This is a genomic window from Streptomyces sp. NPDC102278, from assembly GCF_044766345.1.
Classification (GTDB): domain Bacteria; phylum Actinomycetota; class Actinomycetes; order Streptomycetales; family Streptomycetaceae; genus Streptomyces.
Map to the genome: position 1 here is coordinate 722270 of NZ_JBIWLV010000002.1, position 21342 is coordinate 743611.

General features: G+C 74.5%; 16 protein-coding genes. 9 read left to right on the plus strand and 7 right to left on the minus strand.

The window, feature by feature from the left end:
• Positions 1-65 precede the first annotated feature (65 nt).
• The 7 genes from ACIRO3_RS08085 to ACIRO3_RS08115 form a co-directional block, all read right to left on the minus strand.
• The gene (locus ACIRO3_RS08085; protein ID WP_404133752.1) at positions 66-2150 is read right to left on the minus strand and encodes an FUSC family protein; all 2085 of its coding nucleotides are present in this window, start codon (positions 2148-2150) and stop codon (positions 66-68) included.
• A gap of 45 nt (positions 2151-2195) precedes the next feature.
• Entirely contained in the window at positions 2196-2612 is a 417-nt protein-coding gene (locus ACIRO3_RS08090) for a universal stress protein (RefSeq protein ID WP_361776693.1), read from the minus strand.
• A gap of 59 nt (positions 2613-2671) precedes the next feature.
• Entirely contained in the window at positions 2672-4180 is a 1509-nt protein-coding gene (locus ACIRO3_RS08095) for an APC family permease (RefSeq protein WP_404133755.1), read from the minus strand.
• A 76-nt stretch (positions 4181-4256) separates the two neighbouring features.
• Complete coding sequence (locus ACIRO3_RS08100) at positions 4257-5786, minus strand: FAD-binding oxidoreductase (protein WP_404133758.1); 1530 nt, start codon at positions 5784-5786, stop codon at positions 4257-4259.
• 63 nt (positions 5787-5849) lie between these two features.
• Positions 5850-7067 carry an NAD(P)/FAD-dependent oxidoreductase gene (locus ACIRO3_RS08105; protein ID WP_404133760.1) on the minus strand — a complete coding sequence of 406 codons (1218 nt, stop codon included), beginning with the start codon at positions 7065-7067 and terminating at the stop codon, positions 5850-5852.
• Between the two features lie 4 nt (positions 7068-7071).
• Entirely contained in the window at positions 7072-7533 is a 462-nt protein-coding gene (locus ACIRO3_RS08110; protein WP_404133763.1) for a hypothetical protein, read from the minus strand.
• Positions 7534-7636: 103 nt separating this feature from the next.
• Positions 7637-8086 (minus strand): GNAT family N-acetyltransferase, encoded by a 450-nt coding sequence (locus ACIRO3_RS08115; protein WP_404133766.1) that lies wholly within the window; start codon positions 8084-8086, stop codon positions 7637-7639.
• Positions 8087-8338: 252 nt separating this feature from the next.
• On the opposite strand from ACIRO3_RS08115, the gene ACIRO3_RS08120 reads away from it, so the two are divergent.
• The 9 genes from ACIRO3_RS08120 to ACIRO3_RS08160 all read left to right on the plus strand — a co-directional run bounded on the left by ACIRO3_RS08120 (position 8339) and on the right by ACIRO3_RS08160 (position 21204).
• Positions 8339-9313 (plus strand): NADPH:quinone reductase, encoded by a 975-nt coding sequence (locus ACIRO3_RS08120; RefSeq protein WP_361776710.1) that lies wholly within the window; start codon positions 8339-8341, stop codon positions 9311-9313.
• Between the two features lie 96 nt (positions 9314-9409).
• Positions 9410-9949 (plus strand): SRPBCC family protein, encoded by a 540-nt coding sequence (locus ACIRO3_RS08125; protein WP_404133768.1) that lies wholly within the window; start codon positions 9410-9412, stop codon positions 9947-9949.
• Between the two features lie 42 nt (positions 9950-9991).
• Positions 9992-11575 (plus strand): AMP-binding protein, encoded by a 1584-nt coding sequence (locus ACIRO3_RS08130; RefSeq protein ID WP_366146758.1) that lies wholly within the window; start codon positions 9992-9994, stop codon positions 11573-11575.
• A 31-nt stretch (positions 11576-11606) separates the two neighbouring features.
• A complete protein-coding gene (locus tag ACIRO3_RS08135; protein WP_404133771.1) occupies positions 11607-13586 on the plus strand; it encodes an FAD/NAD(P)-binding protein in 1980 nt (659 codons plus the stop codon).
• Complete coding sequence (gene pcaB, locus ACIRO3_RS08140) at positions 13586-15070, plus strand: 3-carboxy-cis,cis-muconate cycloisomerase (protein ID WP_404133774.1); 1485 nt, start codon at positions 13586-13588, stop codon at positions 15068-15070. Before ACIRO3_RS08135 ends, pcaB begins: the two co-directional genes overlap by 1 nt.
• Before the next feature lie 81 nt (positions 15071-15151).
• Positions 15152-16534: a nitrate/nitrite transporter gene (locus ACIRO3_RS08145; RefSeq protein ID WP_361776722.1), complete on the plus strand. Its 1383-nt coding sequence runs from the start codon at positions 15152-15154 to the stop codon at positions 16532-16534.
• A complete protein-coding gene (locus ACIRO3_RS08150) occupies positions 16524-18611 on the plus strand; it encodes a molybdopterin oxidoreductase family protein (protein WP_404133777.1) in 2088 nt (695 codons plus the stop codon). The genes ACIRO3_RS08145 and ACIRO3_RS08150 overlap by 11 nt, the downstream gene beginning before the upstream one ends.
• Positions 18608-20002, plus strand: coding sequence for an FAD-dependent oxidoreductase (locus ACIRO3_RS08155; protein ID WP_404133780.1), 1395 nt, complete (start codon positions 18608-18610; stop codon positions 20000-20002). The genes ACIRO3_RS08150 and ACIRO3_RS08155 overlap by 4 nt, the downstream gene beginning before the upstream one ends.
• The gene (locus ACIRO3_RS08160) at positions 20002-21204 is read left to right on the plus strand and encodes an FAD-dependent oxidoreductase (RefSeq protein ID WP_361776731.1); all 1203 of its coding nucleotides are present in this window, start codon (positions 20002-20004) and stop codon (positions 21202-21204) included. The genes ACIRO3_RS08155 and ACIRO3_RS08160 overlap by 1 nt, the downstream gene beginning before the upstream one ends.
• Positions 21205-21342 lie beyond the last annotated feature (138 nt).

Here is a 21342-nt window from a genome sequence, read left to right on the forward strand (position 1 = left end):
CCGGGGTCGAGCGGGAGTGCTCGGGGCCGGGGCCGGGGTGGAACGGGAGCCGTCGGGCGGGTGCGTCAGTGGACGGCGTCGACCCGCGGCGGGGTCGAGTCCAGGAGCGCGAGGTCGGCGGTGAGGTTGTCCAGCCAGACCATCGCCGCGTAGAACACGGGCGCCGCGGTGGCCGGTTCGGGGCGGCGCAGGGCCCGCTCCGGTGGCGCCGACGGCGGCCGCGGGGCGCCGGCGCGGTCGGCCGCCTCCCGCAGCCCGGCCGCGACCCAGCTTCCGTACTCCCGGATCCCGGTCGCCTCGACCGGCCCGAGCGGCAGGCCGTCGGGGTTGTTCAGGACCCGCCGGGAGCCCCAGAGCACGTGGTGGCCGACCATCAGCGCGGCCTGCCAGTCCTGGTGGGGCGCGGCCGGCCGTTGGCGTTCGATCTGGTACTGGGCGAACGCCGTCTCGGCCATGGTCAGGGCGTGCCGCACCCGCATGTCCTCGGGGCCGGGCGGCGCCCCCGTGTCGCGGGTGGTCACCTCGACGTCGTCCGCCGCGGTGCGCAACAACACGGCTACCGCGCGCTGGAGTTCGTCGTGGGCGCCGCGCGGCCAGGCCAACACCCCGCAGACGATGCCGATCACGCTGCCGATGAGCACGTCCAGAAAGCGGACCTCGGCCAGTTGCCAGGTCACGGGCGCCAGTTGGGCAAAGACCATGGCGACGACCAGGGTGAACATCGCCTGCGCCCAGCCGACGCCCTTCACCGGCCCGACGATGAACGTGAGCAGCATCAGGGGCGGCAGCATGACCTGGTAGACGGTGGTCGCCTCGCCCGCGAGCCCCAGCACGGTCCCGGCGGCGACCGCGCCCAGGCTGGTGCCGATCAGGGCGGTGCGCACGGTTCCGCGGGTGGCCACGGCGGTGGTGCGGGTCAGGCTGACCACGGCGAGCATGGCCCAGAAGCCGTGCGGGAGCGAGTCGACCCCGGCCACGGTACGGGCGACGGCGAGGGCCACGGCGAGCCGTACGGCGTTCTGGAAGTGCACGGACCTCGGGCCGCTGTGCCCGGCGATCCGGTGCCACCACAGTCGGGCCGTGCTCTGTCGGGCGTACCAGAAGCGGTCCGCCGGGTCGCCTTCCCGGCCGGCCGGCCGGCCGCGCACGGCGAGTTCCGCCGCCGCGCGCAGGACGAGCGCGGCGTCGGCGACCTCCAGCAGCGCGGCGTGCCGGGGGCCGGAACCCGGCTCCGAGATCGGGGTGTCGGCGAGTTCGGCCCGCAGCCTCCACAGGGGCACGGAGTCCGTCGGGGGCGGGGCGCCCTTCCGCAGCAGGGCGGCGGTGCCGTCGGCCGATTCCCGTACGGCCCGTACGACGCGCAGGCCGGGCTTTCGGGCGGGCAGCCCGGCCGCCGGTGCGGGCAGGTTGCGCAGGCGCGCCAGCAGGGTGCGGGCCGAGAGCCCGGTGTGGGCGAGCGCGCGCTCGCGCACCCCGGGGCCCGCGGGGCGTTCCGCCTCCGGGACCAGGGAGGGGCGCAGTGTCTCGGCGACGGCCTTGGACCGTTCGGCCTCGGCGGCGGGCAGGGTGTGGGGCGGCCGTTCCAGGTCGGCGGCGCAGCGGGCGGCCTCGGTGGCGGCGTCGGCGGCCCGGTCCCGGTAGCCGGGGACGTGCGGGTCCGGCAGGACGTACCGCTCGGCGAGGATCAGCAGGACCAGCCCCACGAGGGTGCCGCCCAGCCGCTCCCCGAGGTCGTCCGGGGCGTACGGCGGGAAGCTGGGCAGGATGTACATCAGCTGGAGCCCGGGGGCTGCGCCGGCCGGTCGGGGCCCGCCCGCCGCGGCGAACGCCAGGCAGAAGCCGATGACGAGCATGCCGGCGACCGCGGTCCAGGTCCGCACGGCGAGGTAGGTGCCGAGCACCACCAGGACGCAGGTCACCGGGAGCACCCGGGCCATGACGGCGGCCCGCTGCCGGCCGGAGCCGGGGATCCGGGACAGGCCGGCCAGGGCGACGGAGGCGAAGAGGGCGTAGGTCGCGCCGACGGACCGGTCCAGGCCGTACAGCAGCACGTAGAAGGCGAGGCAGGCCGCGAGGGTGACGCGCACGGACCGGCGCGCGGCCGCCGGCACGGCGCCGGTGCCCGTTCGCAGTTCCTCCAGGGCTCGCACGGTTTCAGCGTCGCACGGGTGGCGCCGGCGGGACATTCGGCGGCGTCAGTCCTCCGTCGGCACGCACAGCACGGGGATCGTCGACAGGTGCAGGAGCTTGTGCGGCGTGGATCCCAGCAGGGCGCCGCGGATCGGGCTGTCCCCCCAGGTGCCGACGATGACGACCCGGGCCCCGTGGCGTTCGGCGGCGTCGAGCAGGGCCTGGGCGGGTTTGTCGTCGACGACCTCCACCGTCGAGGGGACACCGGCCTCGTCGGCGGCCTCGACGGCGTGCGCGAGGGCGCTGCGGCCCGCCTGGCGGACGGCTTCGCGGTGGGCCCGGTACTCCTCCCCGGTGGCGCCGGGGGCGTTGGCGCCGTAGACCAGCACCAGGGGTTCACCGAAGGCGGTGGCCACTTCCAGGGCCACCCGCAGGGCGCGTTCGGCGCCGGGTGATTCGTCGTACCCGAGGACCACGGACATGGGAGTCCTTCCGCTTCAGGGCTGCCGGGGGGCTTCAGGTTCGGGGGCGGCCGGGGGCTTCAGGGGTTCTTGGCGTGGACGAGCGCGGGGTCGGCGACGCCGCGTCGCTCCTGCCAGAACCGACCGTCCCGGAGCCGCCAGAAGCACATGACGAGGACGCCGACGAGCGCGATCCCGATCCCGATGACCAGCGGCGGTCCCAGTCCGAACCAGGAGACGCCGCCCGCCGAGTTCGCCGGGTACGCCATGTCTGCGATCGACTCCACGAGCAGCCAGGCCAGCAGTCCGGCGCCCACCAGCGGGCCCACACCGATGAGCAGGAAGTTGTGCAGGCTCTCGGTCAGGTGGCGCCGGTAGTAGATCACGCAGGCCAGTCCGGTGAGCGCGTAGTAGAAGGCGATGAGCAGGGACAGCGCCGTCAGGGAGTCGAGCAGGGCGTTCTCGCTGATCCGGTTGACGACGAGGTACCAGGCGATGGCGATGCCGGCCACCCACCAGGTGCTGACGTCCGGGGTGCGGAACCGCGGGTGGATGTGGGCGAGCGCCGGGGGCAGGGCGTGTCGGCGGGCCATGGACAGGGCGGTGCGGGAGGCGGGGATGATCGTGGTCTGGGTGGAGGCGAGGGCCGAGGTGAAGACGGCGAGGAGCACCACCCAGTCCCATCCGCCCATCACCTCGTGGGCGAGCACGGCGAAGACGGCCTCCTCCTCGCCCGCGTTGTCGGCGAGGAAGGCGGTTCCGGCGTAGGCGACGACGGCGAATCCCACGGACAGGTAGGTCACCAGCAGCACCACGGTGGACCAGATGCCCGCCTTGCCGGGCGCGGTGGCGGAGTTCTCGACCTCCTCGGTGAGGTTCACCGCGGATTCCCAGCCCCAGTAGATGAACACGCCGAGCAGCAGTCCGCCGGTGAGGGCGGCGCCGCCCGCGCCGAAGGGGTTGAGCCAGTCGATGCTCGGTTTGATGGAGTCGAGGGTGCCGGTGCCGGCGTAGACGCGGTAGAGGGCGACCACCGCGAAGGTCAACAGGAAGAAGACCTGGGCGATGATCAGCACGTCCTGGAGCCGCGCCGACATCTCGGTCCCGATGACGCACACGGCCGTCATCGCGAGGATCACCACGACGGTGAGGGTCTGTCGGATCACTGGGTCGGTCGCCCAGCCGTCGAGGCCGGCGGCGAGCAGGCCGAAGTGCACGGCCACGTCGGCCAGCGAGCCGATGACCAGCACACCGGTCATGGCGATCGCCCAGCCGCCCAGCCAGCCGGCCCACGGACCCATGGCCCGGGTCACCCACGAGAAGGTGGTCCCGCAGTCCTGGTCGACCTTGTTGAGGTAGTAGAAGGCGGCGGCGATCAGCAGCATCGGGACGAAGGACGCCAGCATCACGCCGGGTGCGTAGATCCCCGCCAGTGCCACGATCGGGCCGATGACGGCGGCCAGCGAGTAGGCGGGCGAGGTGGAGTTGAGGCCGATGACGAGCGCGTCGAGGAAGCCGATCGCGTTGGCTTTGAGCCCCGCGTCCGGGATGTCGCTCGTCGGTCCGCCGGCCGTGCCGTCCTGGGCCATGTACGCATCCTCACGTACCGGGCACCGCCGCGCGAGGCGGGCGGCGGTGCCGGTGGGCCGGTCGGGCGGCGGACCGTCAGTCGACGGCCTGGGCGAAGCGGAAGAAGCGGTGCGGGTCGTAGGCGTGCTTGACGCTGCGCAGCCGGGCGTAGTTGCGGCCGTAGTAGGCCTCCCGCCAGTTGGTGAGCGCCGGGTCCATGTAGTTCTGGTACGAACGGCGGCTGGAGCGCGGGTACAGCGTGGCGTAGCCGCCGTCGACCCAGGCCTGGGCGCGCTCGCGGTCCTGCGCGGCGGGGTCGCCGACGGGGAGGCCGACCTGGAAGCCCGCCTCGAAGAGCACGTCGCGGTGGACGAAGGCGGTGGCGCCGGGGGCGACCTCGTTGATCCGGCCGCCGTAGGAGAACAGGCCCAGGAAGCGGAACTGGCCGGGCCGCGGATCGGTCCGCAGGACGGTGAGGGCGGCCTCGGCGGTCGCCGGGGTCCAGCGCCGGTCGAAGTACACGTTGCGGTAGGTGGCGTAGCTCTCGCGGGGCAGTGTCGCCCTCGGCGAGTAGCCGATCCGGTGGCATTCCTCGACGGTGGCGTCGGCGCAGCCGTACACCTTCATCATGGCCTGCTGGTACGGGAGCTGCGCGGCCTCGCGGCTGGTGGTCGGCCGGCCCGCAGAGGCGATCAGCCGGTCGAGGTGGCGGTCGGCGGCGGCCAGGGCGCCGACGTAGGCGCCGGAGACGACGACGGTGGGGGCCGTGCCCTCGGGCGAGTCCGCGGGGAGCATGACGAACAGCTCCGAGGCGAGTTCGCGCGGTGCGTCGGCGATCCAGTCCTGCCAGGCGAGCAGGACGTCGGCGGCGTGGGCTCCGTCGTAGGTGAGGGTGTAGACGGTCATCGAGGGCGCGTCGACGGGGCGCAGTTCCAGGTCGGTGACCACCCCGAAGTTGCCGCCGCCGCCGCCGCGCAGCGCCCAGTACAGGTCCGGGTGTTCGGCGGCGGAGGTGTCGACCACCGAGCCGTCGGCGAGGACGACGCGGGCCGAGACCAGCCGGTCGCTGCCCATGCCGAAGGCGCGCGCCGTCAGTCCGAGGCCGCCGCCCTGCACCCAGCCGCCGATCGCCACGGTGGGGCAGGTGCCGGAGCCGAGCTGGATGCCGAGGGGGGCCAGGGTGTTGAGGATGTCGACGCCCTGGCTGCCGGGGCCGATCCGGACGGTGTCGCGGCCGGGTCGGATGTTGTTCAGCCGGGAGACGTCGATGACGAGTCCGGTGGTGGTCGAGTAGCCAGCCTGGCTGTGGCCGCCGCTGCGGACGGCCACGTGGAGCCCGTGGTCCCGGGCGAAGCGGACGCAGTGGGTCACGTCGGCGCTGTTGGCGCAGTAGGCGACGGCCTGCGGGAGGATCGCGTCGTAGCGGGCCATCTGGAGCTGTTTGGCCAGGTCGTACGTGGGGTCCTGGGGCAGGACCAGTCGGCCGGTGAGCCGTTCGCGCAGTCGGGCGAAGGGGGCGCCGCGGTCGCTGGCGAGGGCCGCGGTCCCGAAGGCGGTGCCGGAGGCGAGGAGGCCGGCGGCTCCGGTCGCGGCGCCGGCTCTCATGAGTGTGCGTCTGCTGATCATCTGGATGGCTCCCCCGGTGGGCTCGGTGAGGTGGGCTTGGTGGGCTTGGTGGGGTGTGATGGCTCAGGAGGGTGTGGTGCGGCGGGTCCGGAAGGCGGGGTCCGCCTGGCGCAGGAGTTCCTCGGCGTCGTCCAGCGGCGGGCGGATCCACTGCGCGGTGAGGGTCCGCTTGAGGGTCTTGGCCTCGGCGCCGGTGAGCCGTACGGTGCGCTCCCAGCCGGTGGTGGATACCGCGCCCGCCTCTCCCAGGTCGAGGGTGGTGACGTGGGGGGCGGGACGGAACGGCGCGGGCGCCCGGCCGGTCAGGCTCGTGGCGGCGTTGTGCCCGGCGTGTTTGCCGAGCGGGATGGCGTACTGGCAGCTGGGCAGCACGAGGTGGTCCGGGTCGGCCCGGGCGGCGGCGGTGTCCCCCGCCGCGTACACCCCGGGTACGCCGGGCACCCGGAGGAACTCGTCCACCTCCAGGCGCCCGATCGGGTCGCGGGCGCCGGGGACCAGCGCGGTGAGCGGGGCGGCGACGACCCCGCCGGTCCACACGACGGTGCGGGTGGGCAGCACGGCGCCGTCGGAGAGGGTGGCGGCGTCGGGGGTCACCCGTTCCAGGGAGGTGGCGCGCCGGGTTTCGACGCCGAGCCGTTCCAGTGCCTCGACGATCACCGGTCGCGGGCCGGGGCCGAGGCCGGGGGCGAGTACCGGGGCCCGTTCGACGAGGACCACCCGCATCTCGGCGGCGGCGCCGAGGGGTGCGGCGATCGCACGGAGCCGGCCCACGAGTTCGGTCGCGGTCTCCAGGCCGGTGAAGCCCGAGCCGACCACGAGGGCGGTGAAGCGGCCCGGTGCGACGGGGCCCCGGGGCAGCCCGTGCAGGTGGGTGTCCAGGGCGGTGGCGGCGTCGATGTCGTCGACGTCGAACAGCAGGTCGGCGCCGGGCAGCGCGGGCCGCGTCAGCCGGCTTCCGCACGCCAGGATCAACCGGCGGTAGGACAGGCGGAGTTCCCGGCCGACCGGGTCGGTGGCGGTGACGCGTCGCCCGGCGGTGTCGATTCCCGTCACGGTCGCGGCGACGCGCCCCACCCCGACCGGGCCCAGGACGCGGTCGAGCGGGACCTTCATGGTGTGCGGGGCGGCCTCGTAGAGCCGGGGCCTGAGCACCAGGTCCTCCCCCGGGGTGACCAGGGTGACCGAGTGGTGGGAGGCGCCCGCCTCTCGCAGGGCGCGGACGGCGGACGCGGCCGCCCAGACCCCGGCGAAGCCGCCCCCGACGACGAGGATGTCCGGCATCGCCCTAACCCTTCGGGCCGTCGACTCGAAGGGCCGGACCCCGGGCGATCCGGTCGAGGAGGGCGTGTACCGCGTCCATGGCGTCGACCGCGGCGCGGGCGTGTTCCGCCGCCTCGTGGGCGGGTTCCGCGTGGTACGGGTCCTCGGACGCGCCGGGGCCGGCCGGCCCCGGGAAGGTCGGCAGCTCCAGCACGGCGCCGAGGAGCAGGGCGAGCCGGCCCCCGTTGTCCGCGAGGAAGGTCATCGATCCCTCCGCGAAGGCTGCCCGCAGGCGCGGCGCGGTGAGGGCGCCGTCGCCCGCCGAGGCGGTCAGCAGGAGTTCGCCGATGCGGACCTCCAGCGCGGTCGGCGCCCATCGGGCGTTCGTGTGGTCCCGGTCGAGCGTTCGGAGCAGGGAACGGACACGGGTGAGGGCGGCCGGCTCCGGGAGGGCGGAGCGGGTCGGCGAGGGGGCGTGCGTGGTCATGTCGCCAGCGTCCCGGCCGCCGGACAGGGCGTGACCAAGGACCGGCAAGGCGCGGGTGGGGCCGGCCGTCCGGAAGCCGCCGTCCGGTGGGGTGGGGCGGGTGTCAGACCTCGGTGGCGAAGTGCAGGGCGCCGATGGTCAGGCCGTGCCGGTGGTAGAAGCGGTGGGCGCCCTGGTTGGTCACCCCGGAGTCCAGCTCCACGCGGACGCATCCCTCCTCGCGGGCGCGGGTCTTCAGCGCGGCCAGCAGCAGGGCGCCGGTCCCGCCCGAGCGCCGGTCCGGATCGGTGACCAGGTCGTCGACGAACAGGATCCGACCGCGGCTGGTGGCCAGGACGCGGTGCGCCGCCACCCCGAGGCAGTGGCCCGTCTCGTCGTAGGCGGCGGTGAACACCAGCCCCTGTGCCTGGGCTTCGGCCGCGAAGGCCTCGAAGGCCTGCTCGTCGAGCGCGGGCCGCAGGGACCGGATGAGGGGGCCGACGTCGGTGGTGACGCGAGGATCGCCGATCGTCACCTCGTGGAGCGCCGCGGTGCGCGGCGGGATGGTGGTCATGACGGGCATCGTAGGAACGGGGACCGGACGGCCGATGGAGCGGCGACCTCGTCCGACGTGACATGCGGGGCGGGAACATGACGCGTCGGGCCCGGACTTGACGTGCGGCGGACGGACTTGACGGACCTTGGCGGCGCGAATCGACGCCCGGGGGCGTCGAGGTGACACACCGGGGCCGGGGAGGTGACGGACCTCGGCCGGTGATCGCCTCCGGCCGCCCGGGGGCCCCGCAACCGCACCAGAATCCGGGTCATGCGTGCTGCCTACATAGAAGAACTCGGTCCCCCCGACTCCATCCGTCACGGCGAACTGCCGCCTCCCGTACCCGGTTCGGGCGACGTGCTGGTCGACGTCGAGGTCACCGCCGTCAACCACGTGGACACCTTCGTGCGTTCGGGCGCCTGGCGAACCCCGGTTCCGTTCCCCTTCGTGGTGGGACGGGACCTCGTGGGAACGGTGGTCGCCGCCGGTCCCGGTGCGCCCGGCTTCGCGGCGGGCGACCGGGTGTGGTGCAACAGCCTCGGGCACGCGGGCCGGCAGGGCGCCGCGGCCGAGCAGGTGGCCGTGCCGGCGGACCGGCTGTACCACCTGCCGGCGGGGGTGGACCCGGTGCACGCGGTGGCGCTGGCCCATCCGGCGGCGACGGCGCACCTCGCCCTGTTCACGCACGGCCGGATCCGGGCCGGCGAGACGGTGCTCGTCCTCGGCGCCGCCGGGAACGTGGGGAGCGCGGCGGTGGTGATGGCCGCCCAGGCGGGCGCCCGGGTGGTGGCCGTGGCCGCCGGGCGCGACGCCCCGTACGTCCGCTCGCTGGGCGCCCGGCACGTCGTCGACTACCACGAGGAGGACGTGCCCGCCCTGATCCGGGCGGCGGCGCCGGACGGCGTGGACCTGTACGTGGACACCTCGGGCCGCAACGACCTGGAGACGGCGGTGGAACTGCTCGCCTCCCGGGGCCGGGTGGTCGTCCTCGCCGGCCTGCGGACGCGGCCGGTGCTGCCGGCCGGCGCCCTGTACCTCCAGGACCGGTCGGTACTCGGCTTCGCCATCTCCCACGCCCGTACGCACGAACTGGCGGACGCCGCCGCGAACATCAACCGGTTGCTGGCCGACGGGCTGCTGAAGCCGCACGCGACCGAGGTGCTCCCGCTGAGCGAGGCGGGCACCGCGCACCGCCGGCTCGACGAGGGAAAGGTCCGCGGAAAGCTCGTCCTGCGCGTCTCCTGACGTATTCCGGAATGCGTGGACGCGCGGCGTCATCGACCTGACGGATAGCAATTTCGGCCGTTGACCGGCCGCCTCGACAAAGACAGGATTTCAACCATGACGAACATCATCGAAACCTCCCCGCTGTTTGAACTCCGCGCCGACATCCTGGTGAACGCCACTCCGGAGGAGGTGTACGCGGTGGTCAGCGATCTGCCGCGCAGCGCCGAATGGAGCCCGGAGTGCATGGGCGGCGAATGGATCTCCGGCGAGCCCTCCGCGGTCGGTTCGATCTTCCGCGGCGAGAACCTGCGCAGCGAGCAGGTCGTCGCCTGGGCGCCGCTGGTCCGCGGCACCTGGTACACCGAGGCCCGGGTCACGGCCGCCGAGCCGGGCCGGACGTTCCGCTGGATGATGCTCACGCACGCCCAGGAGGACCAGGAGAGCGTCTGGGGCTTCGACGTGGAGGCCGAGGGGTCGGGTTCCGTGCTCACCCACCATTTCCGGATGGGAAAGGCGACCGCCGGAATCCACAAGATCGTGGCCGATCTGGACGAGGCGGGGCGCCAGAAGTTCGTCGACGACTGGACGGCGAAGCTGGTGCAGGATCTCGACGCCACTCTCTCGCGCATCAAGGACGTCATCGAAAAGGCCTGAATTCAGACCGACATCGGCAATTCACGGACGAGAGAGTGACGCATGTTCCTCCAGCGCATAAACAACAAGGGAATTCGGCTCGGCACGCTGTTCGATCGAGCGGCCGCCCGACACCCCGGCAATTTCGTGATCCTCGACCACGATCTCGACATCGCCCCCGAACTGGGCCGTAGGGCCACGCTCACGGAGGTCGCCGAACTGGTGGCCGAGCTGGCCTCCCGGCTGTGGTCGGTCCAGGTCCGCCCGGGCGACCACGTGGTGGTGCACAAGGGGGACGGGTTCGACATCACCCTGCTGGCCTGCGCGATCGCCCGCATCGGGGCCGTCCCGGTGCTGCTGTCGCCGAAGTTGGACGGCGCGACCGTCGCCGAGCTGTTGCGCCGCGTGGGCCGGCCGTTCCTGGTCACCGACCAGGACAAGCTGGAGCACTCGCTGCCCGCCGAGGTCATGACCCTCTCCCGGGAGGTGCTGCTCGCCTCCGGGACGTACGAGGGCGCCACCGCGTTCGCCGCGCTCGCCGGGGCGCCCCGGGTGCCGGCGGTCGCCATGCCCGCCGACCACCCCACCCTGATCACGCACACCTCGGGCACGACCGGCACGCCGAAGCTCGCCGTGCACACCGGCACCAGCTTCCAGGCGCGCTACCGCCCGCAGGCCACCGTGGTGTCGACGGCCGTGCGGCGCAGCGAACCGATCGCCGTGCACGTCTCGTTCGTCCACTCGCGGATGTTCACCGCGATGCCCATCGCCGTGCTCCAGGGCCATCCGCTGATCGTGTTGCGCGACGACGACCCGGAGACGGTGGGAGACCTGTTCAGCCAGGTACCGCCCGGGTTCATCGAGGCGCACCCCAACACCTTCCTGCGCTGGGAGGTGTTGGCCGAGGACCCGCGCCGGCCGCTGGCCAACGTGAAGTACTTCTCCAGCACCTTCGACGCGATCCACCCCCGGACGGTGAACCGGCTGCTCCAGGCCTCCGGCCGGAAGAACCGCCGGTTCGCACAGGCCTACGGCCAGAGCGAGGTCGGGCCGATCGCGGCCCGCACGTACTCCCTGAAGGACGGCGCCGACTTCAACGGCCGGTGCGTGGGGGTGCCGTTCCCCGGGATGACCGGGGTGCGGGTCGTCAGCCGGGACGGCAACCCGCCGGACAAGGACAACCCCGGTTGGATCGAGGTCCGCAGCGACGGCCGGATCATCAGCTACCTCGGCGAGCACCAACGCTGGGAGAAGCAGGTCAACGACGGCTGGTGGCGCATGGGTGACGTCGGCTACCGCACCAAGTGGGGTTGTCTGCACCTGTTGGACCGCGAGGTGGACGAGATCCCGGGCGTCAAGAGCACCCTGGAGATCGAGGACAAGCTGTTCACCCGCGTGCCCGAGCTCGTCGAGGTCATCATCATCCCCGGCCCCGACGGCAGCGCCGTCCCCGTGGTCAGCACCCGGGACGACAAGCCGCTGGACCTGGCCGCCTGGCGGTCGGCGGTGGTCGGGCTGCCTCCGCTGGCGGAGCCCGTGCAGTGGCGGCTGGAGGACCTTCCGCAGACCGCGACCACGAAGATCAAGCGCCTGGAGCTGGCCCGCCTGCTGCTCGGCGCCGGCGAGTCCACGAGCACCGCCAACTAGCCGTCCGCGCACCGTGAATGGGAGTCCCGCAATGAAGAAGAGCCGAGTAGAGCTCGCCGTCATAGGCGCCGGCCCGCGCGGACTGTCGGTCCTGGAGCGGCTGATCGCCGCCGAGCGGACCGCGCCGTCGCGCGAGCGCGTCGTGGTGCACGTCGTGGACCCCTCCGCGCCCGGCGCCGGGACGGTGTGGCGCGCGGCCCAGTCCCGGCACCTGCTGATGAACACCGTCGCCTCGCAGATCACGGTCTTCACCGACCACAGCGTCCGCATCGACGGCCCCATCGAGCCGGGCCCCAGCCTGTACGAGTGGGCGCAGGGTCTGGCCCTGCTCGGGGACCGCGACAGCCACGACGAGGCCACGCTGGCCGAGGCCCGCCGGATGGGGCCGAACACGTACCCCACCCGCGCCTTCTACGGCACGTACCTGGGCGACTGCTTCCGCAGGGTCGTCGAGAGCGCGCCCGGCCACGTCATGGTGCACGTGCACCGGACGAGGGCGGTGGCCATGGCCGACACCCACGGGGTGCCCGGTGGACCGCAGGGCGTACGGCTGGAGAACGGCGTCCGGCTGAACTCGCTCGACGCCATCGTGATGGCCCAGGGGCACGTGCCGGCCCGGCTCACCAGCCGGGAGGCCCGGACGGCGAGCCTGGCCCGCATCCACCACCTCACCTACCTCACGCCCTCGAACCCGGCGGACCTCGACCTCAGCGGCATCGAGGCCGGTCAGAACGTGCTGCTGCGCGGGTTGGGCCTGAACTTCTTCGACCACATGGCGCTGCTGACGGCGGGCCGCGGCGGGGACTTCGAGCGGGAGGGCGACAAGCTCGTGTACCGCCCCTCCGGACAGGAGCCCCGGCTGTACGCGTTCTCGCGGCGCGGCATCCCGTACCACGCGCGCGGCGAGAACGAGAAGGGCGCACACGGGCGTTACCACCCGCGGCTGCTGACCGCCGAGTTCATCGCGGCGCTCAAGGAGGACGCGCGCGGCGGGCGGCCGGTCAGCTTCAGCGCCGACCTGTGGCCGCTGATCTCCCGCGAGGTGGAGAGCGTCTACTACGGCACCCTGCTCACGCGGCGCGGCCGCGACGCCGACCGCGAGGCGTTCGTCGAGCACTACCTGGCGCTGGAGCCGGACGCCGATCCCGCACCGCTGCTGACGGCGCACGGCATCGACGAGGCCGACCGGTGGGACTGGGAGGGCCTCTCCCGACCCTACGGCGACCGGGTGTTCACCGGCCGCGCCGATTTCACCGGCTGGCTGCTGGAGTACCTGGCCCGCGACCTGGTCGCCGCGAAGCAGGGCAACGTCAGCGGGCCCGTGAAGGCCGCCCTGGACCTGCTGCGCGACCTGCGCAACGAGATCCGGCTGGCGGTCGACCACGGCGGCCTGGAGGGCACCTCGCACCGCGACGACCTGGAGGGCTGGTACACGCCGCTCAACGCGTTCCTGTCCATCGGCCCGCCGGCCTCGCGGATCGAGGAGATGGGCGCCCTGATCGAGGCGGGGGTCCTGACCGTCCTCGGCCCCGGGGTTCAGGTCCGCATCGACACGACCGCGCAGTTGTACGTGGCCGAGTCCTCGCTGGTTCCCGGACCGGCGATCCGCGCGACCGCGCTGATCGAGGCCCGGCTGCCGGAGCCCGATCTGCGGCGCACGGCGGACCCGTTGCTGCGCCACCTACTGGACACCGACCAGGCGGCCACCTACCGCATCGACGCCGCGCAGGGCACCACCTACGAGACGGGCGGGCTGGCGGTGACCGAGCGGCCGTTCCACATGCTCGACGCGCGGGGCCGCGCGCATCCGCGGCGGTTCGCGTACGGCGTGCCCACCGAATCGGTGCACTGGGTGACCGCGGCGGGCATCCGCCCCGGCGTGGACTCCGTGACGCTCGGGGACTCCGACGCCATCGCCCGCGCGGTACTCGACCTGCCCGCGGTGGCGCACGTGCCGGCCGGACTGGGGCCGGTGGACGCCGGGACCGACCTCACCGGAGTGATCGTCTGATGCCGGGCGGTCTGCGCCTGGTCGACCCGGCCGCGCCCCCGCCCGCGGCCGAGGTCGAACCGGCTCCCGCGACGGCGCCCGACGCGGGCCTGCTCTCGCCGGTCCGCGCCGGCACCCCCGTCGAGGCGGTGACCGGGGACCCCGCCTGGCTCCAGGCCATGTTGGACGCCGAGGCGGCCCTGGCCCGGGCCCAGGCCCGGCTGGGCACCCTGCCCTGGCAGGCCGCCGACGCCATCACCGACGCGGCCCGGGCGGAGCGGCTGGACCTGCGCGAGCTGGCCGTCGCGGCCCGGGAGACGGCCAACCCGGTGGTCGGCCTGGTGCGGGCGCTGACCGCGGTGGTCGCGGCGGACTCCCCGGAGGCCGCCGAGTACGTCCACCGCGGCTCCACCAGCCAGGACATCTTCGACACCGGGGCGATGCTGGTGGCGCACCGCGCGCTGGCGCTCGTACGGGAGGACCTGACGCGTACCGCGACGGCTCTGGCCGCGCTGGCCGGGGAGCACCGGGACACGCTGATCGCCGGTCGGACGATGGCGCTGCACGCCGTGCCGACGACGTTCGGGCTGAAGGCGGCGGGCTGGCTCCAGCTGGTGCGCGAGGCCCTGGAGCGGCTGACGCGGGTCCAGGAGGAGGGGCTGCCCGTCTCGCTGGGCGGGGCGGCGGGAACCCTGGCCGGTTACGTCGAGTACGCCGTCCTCGACGGCCCCGAGGGCTCCGAGGACGTGCTGGACCCGGGGGTCTTCCACGACCGGCTGGTCGCCGCGTACGCCGCCGAGACGGGCCTGGCCCGGCCGGCGCTGCCGTGGCACAGCCTGCGCACGCCGCTCGCCGACCTGGCGGCCGCGCTCGCCTTCACGGCGGGGGCCCTGGGGAAGATCGCCGTGGACGTGCAGGGCATGGCCCGGACCGAGGTCGGCGAAATCGCCGAGCCGGGCGGCGCCGGACGGGGAAGTTCCTCCGCGATGCCCCACAAGCGCAATCCGGTGCTGTCCACGCTGATCCGCAGCGCGGCCCTTCAGGTCCCGGCCCTGGCGGGCGCGCTGACGGCCTGCCTGGTGTCGGAGGACGAGCGGTCCGCGGGCGCCTGGCACGCCGAGTGGTTGTTGCTGCGGGAGTGTCTGCGGTTGGTGGGCGGAGCCTCGCACACGGCCGTGGAACTGGCCGAGGGACTGGAGGTCGGGTCGGAGCGGATGCGCGCCAACCTGGACCTCACCGGCAGCGGGGTGGTCTCGGAGCGGATCGTGGCCGTGCTCGCCCCGCGGCTCGGGAAGGCGGCGGCCCGCACGCTGTTGAACGAGGCCACGGCGAGGGCCGGCGCCGGGGGGCGGCCGCTTGCGGACGTCCTCGCCGAGACCCCCGAACTGGCGGGCGTCCTGGGGCCGGCGGCGCTGGCGGGCCTGTGCGATCCGGCCGGGTACACGGGCGCGGCCGGCGCCCTGGTGGACCGCGCCCTGGCGGACCGCGCCGCCAAGCGGCCCTGAGCGGCCCCTGAGCGGCCCGCGGCCGCACCCCGTCGGGGCCCGGAGCGTCACTGGCGAACCGGGCCCCCAGAGAGGAGAGACATGAAGACCAGACCCGCCGCCGGGCGGTGGATCGAAGGCTGGAACCCGGAGGACGAGGAGTACTGGGAGCGCACCGGGAAGCCGATCGCGCGCCGCAACCTGGTGCTGTCCGTACTGTCCGAGCACATCGGGTTCTCGGTGTGGAGCATGTGGTCGGTGCTCGTGCTGTTCATGTCGCCGGAGATCGGCCTGGGGTTCACACCCGGCGAGAAGTTCCTGCTCGTCGTGGTGCCGACCCTGGTGGGCGCGGTGTTGCGGCTGCCGTACAGCTGGGCGGTGACCCGGTTCGGCGGCCGCAACTGGACGGTGTTCGCCTCCGCCGTGCTCCTGGTGCCGGCGCTGCTCGCCTTCGTCTTCGTGCAGCGCCCCGGGACCCCGCTGTGGGTGTTCCTGGTCATCGGCGCCACGGCCGGGGCGGGCGGCGCCAACTTCGCCTCCTCGATGACCAACATCACCACCTTCTTCCCGCAGCGGCACCAGGGCTGGGCCCTCGGGGTGAACGCCGGCGGCGGCAACCTCGGCGTGGCGCTGGTGCAGTTGCTGGGCCTGCTGGTGATCGCCACGGCCGGGGACACCCACCCGTCGTACGTGGCGGCCGTCTACCTCCCGCTGATCGTGCTGGCGGCCCTGCTGGCGGCCCTGAAGATGGACAACGTCGACGCGGTCCGGGCCCGGCCCGGGGCGCTGCGCGAGGCCGCCGCGAGCCGCCACACCTGGTTCATCTCCTTCCTGTACGTCGGCACGTTCGGCTCCTTCATCGGCTACGGGTTCGCCTTCGGCCTGGTGTTGCAGAACGAGTTCGGCTCGACCCCGCTCGAAGCGGCCTCTTACACGTTCATCGGCCCGCTCCTCGGCTCGGTGTCACGGCCGCTCGGCGGGAGGCTCGCCGACCGCTGGGGCGGGGCGCGCGTCACCCTGTGGGCGTTCCTCGCACTGGCCCTGGGGACCGCCGGACTGCTGCTGGCCTCGCGGGCCGGGTCCTTCGGGGCCTTCGTCGCGGCCTTCACCCTGGTCTTCGTGCTCAGCGGGCTCGGCAACGGCTCCACGTACAAACTGATCCCGGCCGCGGCCGCCGCCGAGGCCGAGGCCACCATCACCTCGGGTGGCGAGGCCCGGCAGGCCTTCGCCCGGGCCCGTCGGATCTCCGGCGCCGCCATCGGGATCGCGGGCGCCGTCGGCGCGCTGGGCGGGGTGGCCATCAACCTGGCCTTCCGCGCCTCCTACCAGGGGCCCCAGGGCAGCGGCACCACCGCGTTCGCCTGCTTCCTCGGCTACTACGCGCTCTGCATGGCCGTCACCTGGTCCGTGTACCTGCGCCCGGGGCGCAAGGCCGCCCCGGGCCCCGCCCCGGCACGCGAGCCGAGGCCGGCCCGTGTCCGTTGACCTCACCGCGGCGCCCGAGGCCGCCACGCACTGCGCGTACTGCGCCCTCCAGTGCCCGACCGTGCTGCGCGACGAGGGCGACGCGGTCTCCGTCCGGCCGGCCGACTCCACCGGGGGCCTGTGCCAGAAGGGCTGGACGGCTCCCGCGGTGCTCCGCGCGCCCGACCGGCTGCGGACCCCGCTGGTGCGCGGCCCCGACGGGGAACTGGTCCCCACCGACTGGGACTCGGCGCTCGACCTGGTCGCCGGACGGCTGGCACGGCTGCGCGGGGAGCACGGCGCGGACGCCGTCGGGGTGTTCGGCAGCGGCGGACTGACCAACGAGAAGGCCTACCTGCTCGGCAAGTTCGCCCGGGTGGCGCTGGGCACCAGCAGGATCGACTACAACGGCCGCTTCTGCATGTCCTCGGCCGCCGCCGCCTCCAACGCCGCCTTCGGGCTCGACCGGGGACTGCCGTTCCCCGTCGCGGACCTCGGGCGTGCGGAGGTCATCCTGCTGGCCGGCGCCAACCCGGCCGAGACGATGCCGCCGCTGATGCGGCACCTGAACCGGGCGCGCCTCGTCGTGATCGACCCGCGTCGCACCCGTACGGCGGAGCTGGCCGCACTGCACCTGCAACCCGTGCCCGGCACCGATCTGGCGCTGGCGCTCGGGCTGTTCCACCTCGCCGTCACGGAAGGCCTGCTCGACGAGGCGTACCTGGCGGAGCGCACCACCGGCTTCGACGAGGCCTGGCGGCGGGCCGTGGCCTGGTGGCCCGAGCGGGTGGAGGGGATCACCGGCGTGCCGGTCGCGGACATGCGCGAGGCCGTGCGGATGCTCGCCGGGGCGGACCGCCGGTACGTGCTCACCGGGCGCGGAGCGGAACAGCACAGCAAGGGCACCGACACGGTGTCCGCGTTCGTCAACCTGTCGCTGGCGCTGGGCCTGCCGGGTCGCCCGGGCAGCGGGTACGGCTGCCTGACCGGGCAGGGCAACGGGCAGGGCGGACGCGAGCACGGCCAGAAGGCCGACCAGCTCCCCGGGTACCGGATGATCACCGACCCGACGGCGCGCGCCCACGTCGCGGGCGTCTGGGGCGTGGAGGCCGACACCCTGCCGGGCCCGGGCACCGGCGCCTACCAACTGCTCGACTCGCTGGGCACGACCGGCGGACCCAAGGCCCTGCTGGTCTTCGGCTCCAACCCGGTCGTGTCCGCCCCGAACGCGGCGCACGTGTCGCGCCGACTGGCCGCCCTGGACCTGCTGGTCGTCGCCGACTTCGTGCCGTCCGAGACGGCGGCCCTGGCCGACGTGGTGCTGCCCGTCACCCAGTGGGCGGAGGAGGAGGGCACCCTGACCAATCTGGAGGGACGGGTGGTGCGCCGCCGCCCGGTGCTGCCCCCACCGCCCGGTGTACGGACCGACCTCGACGTGCTCCACGACCTCGCGGTGCGGTTGGGCCAGCCCGCCGAACGGTTCCCGTCGTCCCCGCGCGCGGTCTTCGAGGAGCTGCGCCGGGCCTCCGCCGGTGGCCGTGCGGACTACGCGGGAATCAGCTGGGAACGCCTGGACGCGGGCGAGGAGTTGTACTGGCCCTGCCCGGCGGACGACGGCGAGGCCCGGCACCCCGGTACGCCCCGGATGTTCCTGGACCGCTTCGCGCACCCGGACGGACGGGCCCGGTTCGCCCCCGTGGAGGACCGGGACTCCGCTGAGGTACCGGACGCCGAGCGGCCGCTCCTCGCGACGACGGGCCGGGTTCTCGCGCACTACCAGTCCGGCGCGCAGACCCGCCGGGTACCGGAACTGGTGGCCGCCGCCCCGGAGGTGTTCGTCGAGGTCCATCCGGACACGGCCGACCGCTTCGCACTGACCGACGGCGGGTTCGCCCGGCTGGTCTCGGCGCACGGGGCGGTCGTGGCGCGGGTCCGGCTGGTGGAGAGCCTGCGCACGGACACCGTGTTCGTCCCGTTCCACTTCCCCGGCGCGGGCCGGGCCAATCTGATGACCGGGCCCGCCCTGGACCCGGTGAGCGGCATGCCGGAGTTCAAGCTGGCCGCCGTCCGCGTCGAACCCTGGTCGGAGTCCTCGTGAGCGCGATCGTCGTGGGCGGGATCGTCGTCGTCGGCCACGGTCCGGCCGCCCACCGTCTGTCGGCGTCCCTGTACCGGCTCGGGCACCGCGGTCCGGTGACCGTCCTGGGGGCCGAACCCCGTCCCGCCTACAACCGGGCCCTGTTGCCCTCGGTCCTGGACGCCACCCTGCCCGGGCACGCCCTGGAGCTGGCCGCGCCGCCCGGGAACACGCGGGTGGTGCGGGCGGCCGTCGTGACCGGCGTCGACCGTGCCCGGCGCGAGGTCCGGACCGCCGACGGGACCGTGTACGGGTACGAGGTCCTGGTGCTGGCCACCGGGGCGCGCCCGCGCTCCCCCGGCTTCGACTCCCCCGCCGTGCGCCGACTGGGCACCCTCGCCGACGCCGAACCGCCGCCGCCGGGACCGGTGGTGATTGCCGGCGGCGGGCTGCGCGGGGCGGGCGTCGCCGCCGCGCTGGGCCGGGCCGGGCACGAGGTGACCTTGGTGCACTCCGGTCCCCGGCTCGCCCACCGCGACCTCGACGGGCCGGCCTCGGCCGTCCTGGCGCGGACCCTGGAGGAGGCGGGCGTGACCCTGGAACTCGGCCGCCGGGTGGCCGGCGCGGAGCACGGCAAGGCCCTGCTGGACGACGGCCGGCTGCTCGCCGCGTCCACCCTGCTGGCGTGCGCGGGCAGCGTCCCGGAGACCGGGGTGGCCCAGGCGGCGGGGCTGGAGGTGCGGCGCGCGATCGTGGTGGACGACCGGCTGCGCACCGCCGATCCGCGGATCCACGCCATCGGGGACTGCGCCGAACACGCGGGGACCGCCGGGGACTCCCTGGTGGCGGCGTGGGAACAGGCGGACGCCCTCGCGGCCATCCTGACCGGCTCGGACAACCCGTACCGACCGACGCGACGAGTGCTGCGCCCCGGGATCCGGGGGCTGGACCTGACGGTCGTCGGCCCGGGCGGGGAGCCCGCCGGGGGCCGGGAGCCGGGCCCGGGTGAGGAGACCGTGTCGCTGTCCGATCCGGCGGGCGGGCGCCACGCCCGGCTGCGGCTGCGCGACGGGCGGATCCAGTCCGGGATCGTCGCCGGGTTCCCGCAAGCCGTCGCCGCCGTGGGGCGGCTGTACGCGCGGGACCGCCCGGTACCCGGCGACCGGCTGGCCCTCCTGATCGGCTCCGCCGGCGGGTACGCGGCCTCGGGCGCGCTGCCGGACACGGCCGTCGTCTGCCAGTGCAACAACGTGACCCGCAAGGCCCTTCGGCAGGCCTGGGACGGCGGGGCGCGCGCGTTGCCCGCGCTCGCCGCCGCGACGCGCGCCACCACCGGCTGCGGGACCTGCGTCCCGGCGGTGGGCCGGCTGTGCGCCGAACTCGCCGGATCGACGGAAGGGGGGCACGGCTGATGAGCGCGACCCTGGTCCTGGCCGGATACGGCATGGTCGGCCACCGGCTCCTCGAACACCTGCGGGCGGACGAGCGGTTCGCGTCGTGGCGGATCGTCGTCGCGGCCGAGGAACCCCGCGCCGCCTACGACCGGGTGGCACTCTCCTCGTACCTCGCCGGCCGGAGCGCCCGGGACCTGACCCTGACCGGCCCCGAGGTGTTCGACGACCCCCGGATCGAACTGCGGCTCGGCGCCCCGGTGGCCGCGATCGACCGCGCGGCCCGTACGGTGACCTTCGCGGACGGCTCCGCCGTGCGGTACGACGCGCTCGTACTGGCCACCGGGTCGCGGCCGTTCGTGCCGCCGATCCCCGGTCACGACCTGCCGGGCTGCTTCACGTACCGGACCCTCGCGGACCTCGACGCCCTGCGCGCGGCCGCCGAGCCGGGCGCCGCCGGCGTGGTGATCGGCGGCGGGCTGCTGGGTCTGGAGGCGGCGCAGGCCCTGGGTTCGCTGGGGATGCGACCCCATGTGGTGGAGGTGGCCCCGCACCTGATGCCGCTCCAGCTCGACGAGGGCGGGGGCGCGGTGCTGGCCCGCCTGGTGGGCCGGCTCGGCATGAGCGTGCACTGCGGCCGGGGGGTGGCGTCCGTGGACGCGGACCGGGGCGGTCGGGTGCGCGGCGTGACGCTGGCCGACGGTGACGTACTGCCCGCCCGCTGCGTGGTGTTCTCGGCGGGGGTGCGGCCGCGCGACGAACTGGCCGCGCCGGCCGGGCTGCCGCGCGGGGAGCGGGGCGGGTTCCTGGTGGACGCCCTCTGCCGTACCGAGGACGCCCGGATCTGGGCGATCGGCGAGTGCGCGGCCGTACTGGGCCGCTGCCACGGCCTGGTCGCCCCCGGTTACCTGATGGCCGAGAGCGTGGCCGCGCAACTGACCGGGCGTCCGGCGGAGCCCTTCCCGGGCGCCGACACCTCGGCGAAGTTGAAGGTGTTCGGGGTGGACGTGGCCGGTTTCGGCGACGTCCACGCCCGCGTCGAGGGTGCGCTGTCCTTCGTACGGGAGGACCACGCGGCCGCCACCTACGCCAAGTTGGTCCTGGCCCCGGACGGCCGCACCCTGCTCGGTGGCGTCCTGGCCGGTGACACCCGCGCCTACGGGGAACTCCGCTCGATGCTGGGCCACGAACTGACCGGGCCGCCGGAGCGGCTCCTCGTCTGAGACGCCCGTCCGGGCGGGGTGGGGGGGGGGGGGGGGGGGCGGCGGCGCCCCCCCCCCCCCCCCGCGCGGGGGCCCCCCCCCCCGCCCCCCCCCCCCCCCCCCCCCCCCCCCCCCCCCCCCCCCCCACCCCCCCCCACG

Excerpts from the sequence above, each read along its gene's own strand:
- ACIRO3_RS08120 (WP_361776710.1), top strand. The coding sequence starts at position 8,339 with ATGCGTGCTGCCTACATAGAAGAACTCGGTCCCCCCGACTCCATCCGT.
- pcaB (WP_404133774.1), top strand. The coding sequence starts at position 13,586 with ATGCCGGGCGGTCTGCGCCTGGTCGACCCGGCCGCGCCCCCGCCCGCG.
- ACIRO3_RS08135 (WP_404133771.1), top strand. The coding sequence starts at position 11,607 with ATGAAGAAGAGCCGAGTAGAGCTCGCCGTCATAGGCGCCGGCCCGCGC.
- ACIRO3_RS08115 (WP_404133766.1), bottom strand. The coding sequence starts at position 8,086 with ATGACCACCATCCCGCCGCGCACCGCGGCGCTCCACGAGGTGACGATC.
- ACIRO3_RS08125 (WP_404133768.1), top strand. The coding sequence starts at position 9,410 with ATGACGAACATCATCGAAACCTCCCCGCTGTTTGAACTCCGCGCCGAC.
- ACIRO3_RS08130 (WP_366146758.1), top strand. The coding sequence starts at position 9,992 with ATGTTCCTCCAGCGCATAAACAACAAGGGAATTCGGCTCGGCACGCTG.
- ACIRO3_RS08095 (WP_404133755.1), bottom strand. The coding sequence starts at position 4,180 with ATGGCCCAGGACGGCACGGCCGGCGGACCGACGAGCGACATCCCGGAC.
- ACIRO3_RS08145 (WP_361776722.1), top strand. The coding sequence starts at position 15,152 with ATGAAGACCAGACCCGCCGCCGGGCGGTGGATCGAAGGCTGGAACCCG.
- ACIRO3_RS08100 (WP_404133758.1), bottom strand. The coding sequence starts at position 5,786 with ATGATCAGCAGACGCACACTCATGAGAGCCGGCGCCGCGACCGGAGCC.
- ACIRO3_RS08160 (WP_361776731.1), top strand. The coding sequence starts at position 20,002 with ATGAGCGCGACCCTGGTCCTGGCCGGATACGGCATGGTCGGCCACCGG.
- ACIRO3_RS08090 (WP_361776693.1), bottom strand. The coding sequence starts at position 2,612 with ATGTCCGTGGTCCTCGGGTACGACGAATCACCCGGCGCCGAACGCGCC.
- ACIRO3_RS08110 (WP_404133763.1), bottom strand. The coding sequence starts at position 7,533 with ATGACCACGCACGCCCCCTCGCCGACCCGCTCCGCCCTCCCGGAGCCG.
- ACIRO3_RS08105 (WP_404133760.1), bottom strand. The coding sequence starts at position 7,067 with ATGCCGGACATCCTCGTCGTCGGGGGCGGCTTCGCCGGGGTCTGGGCG.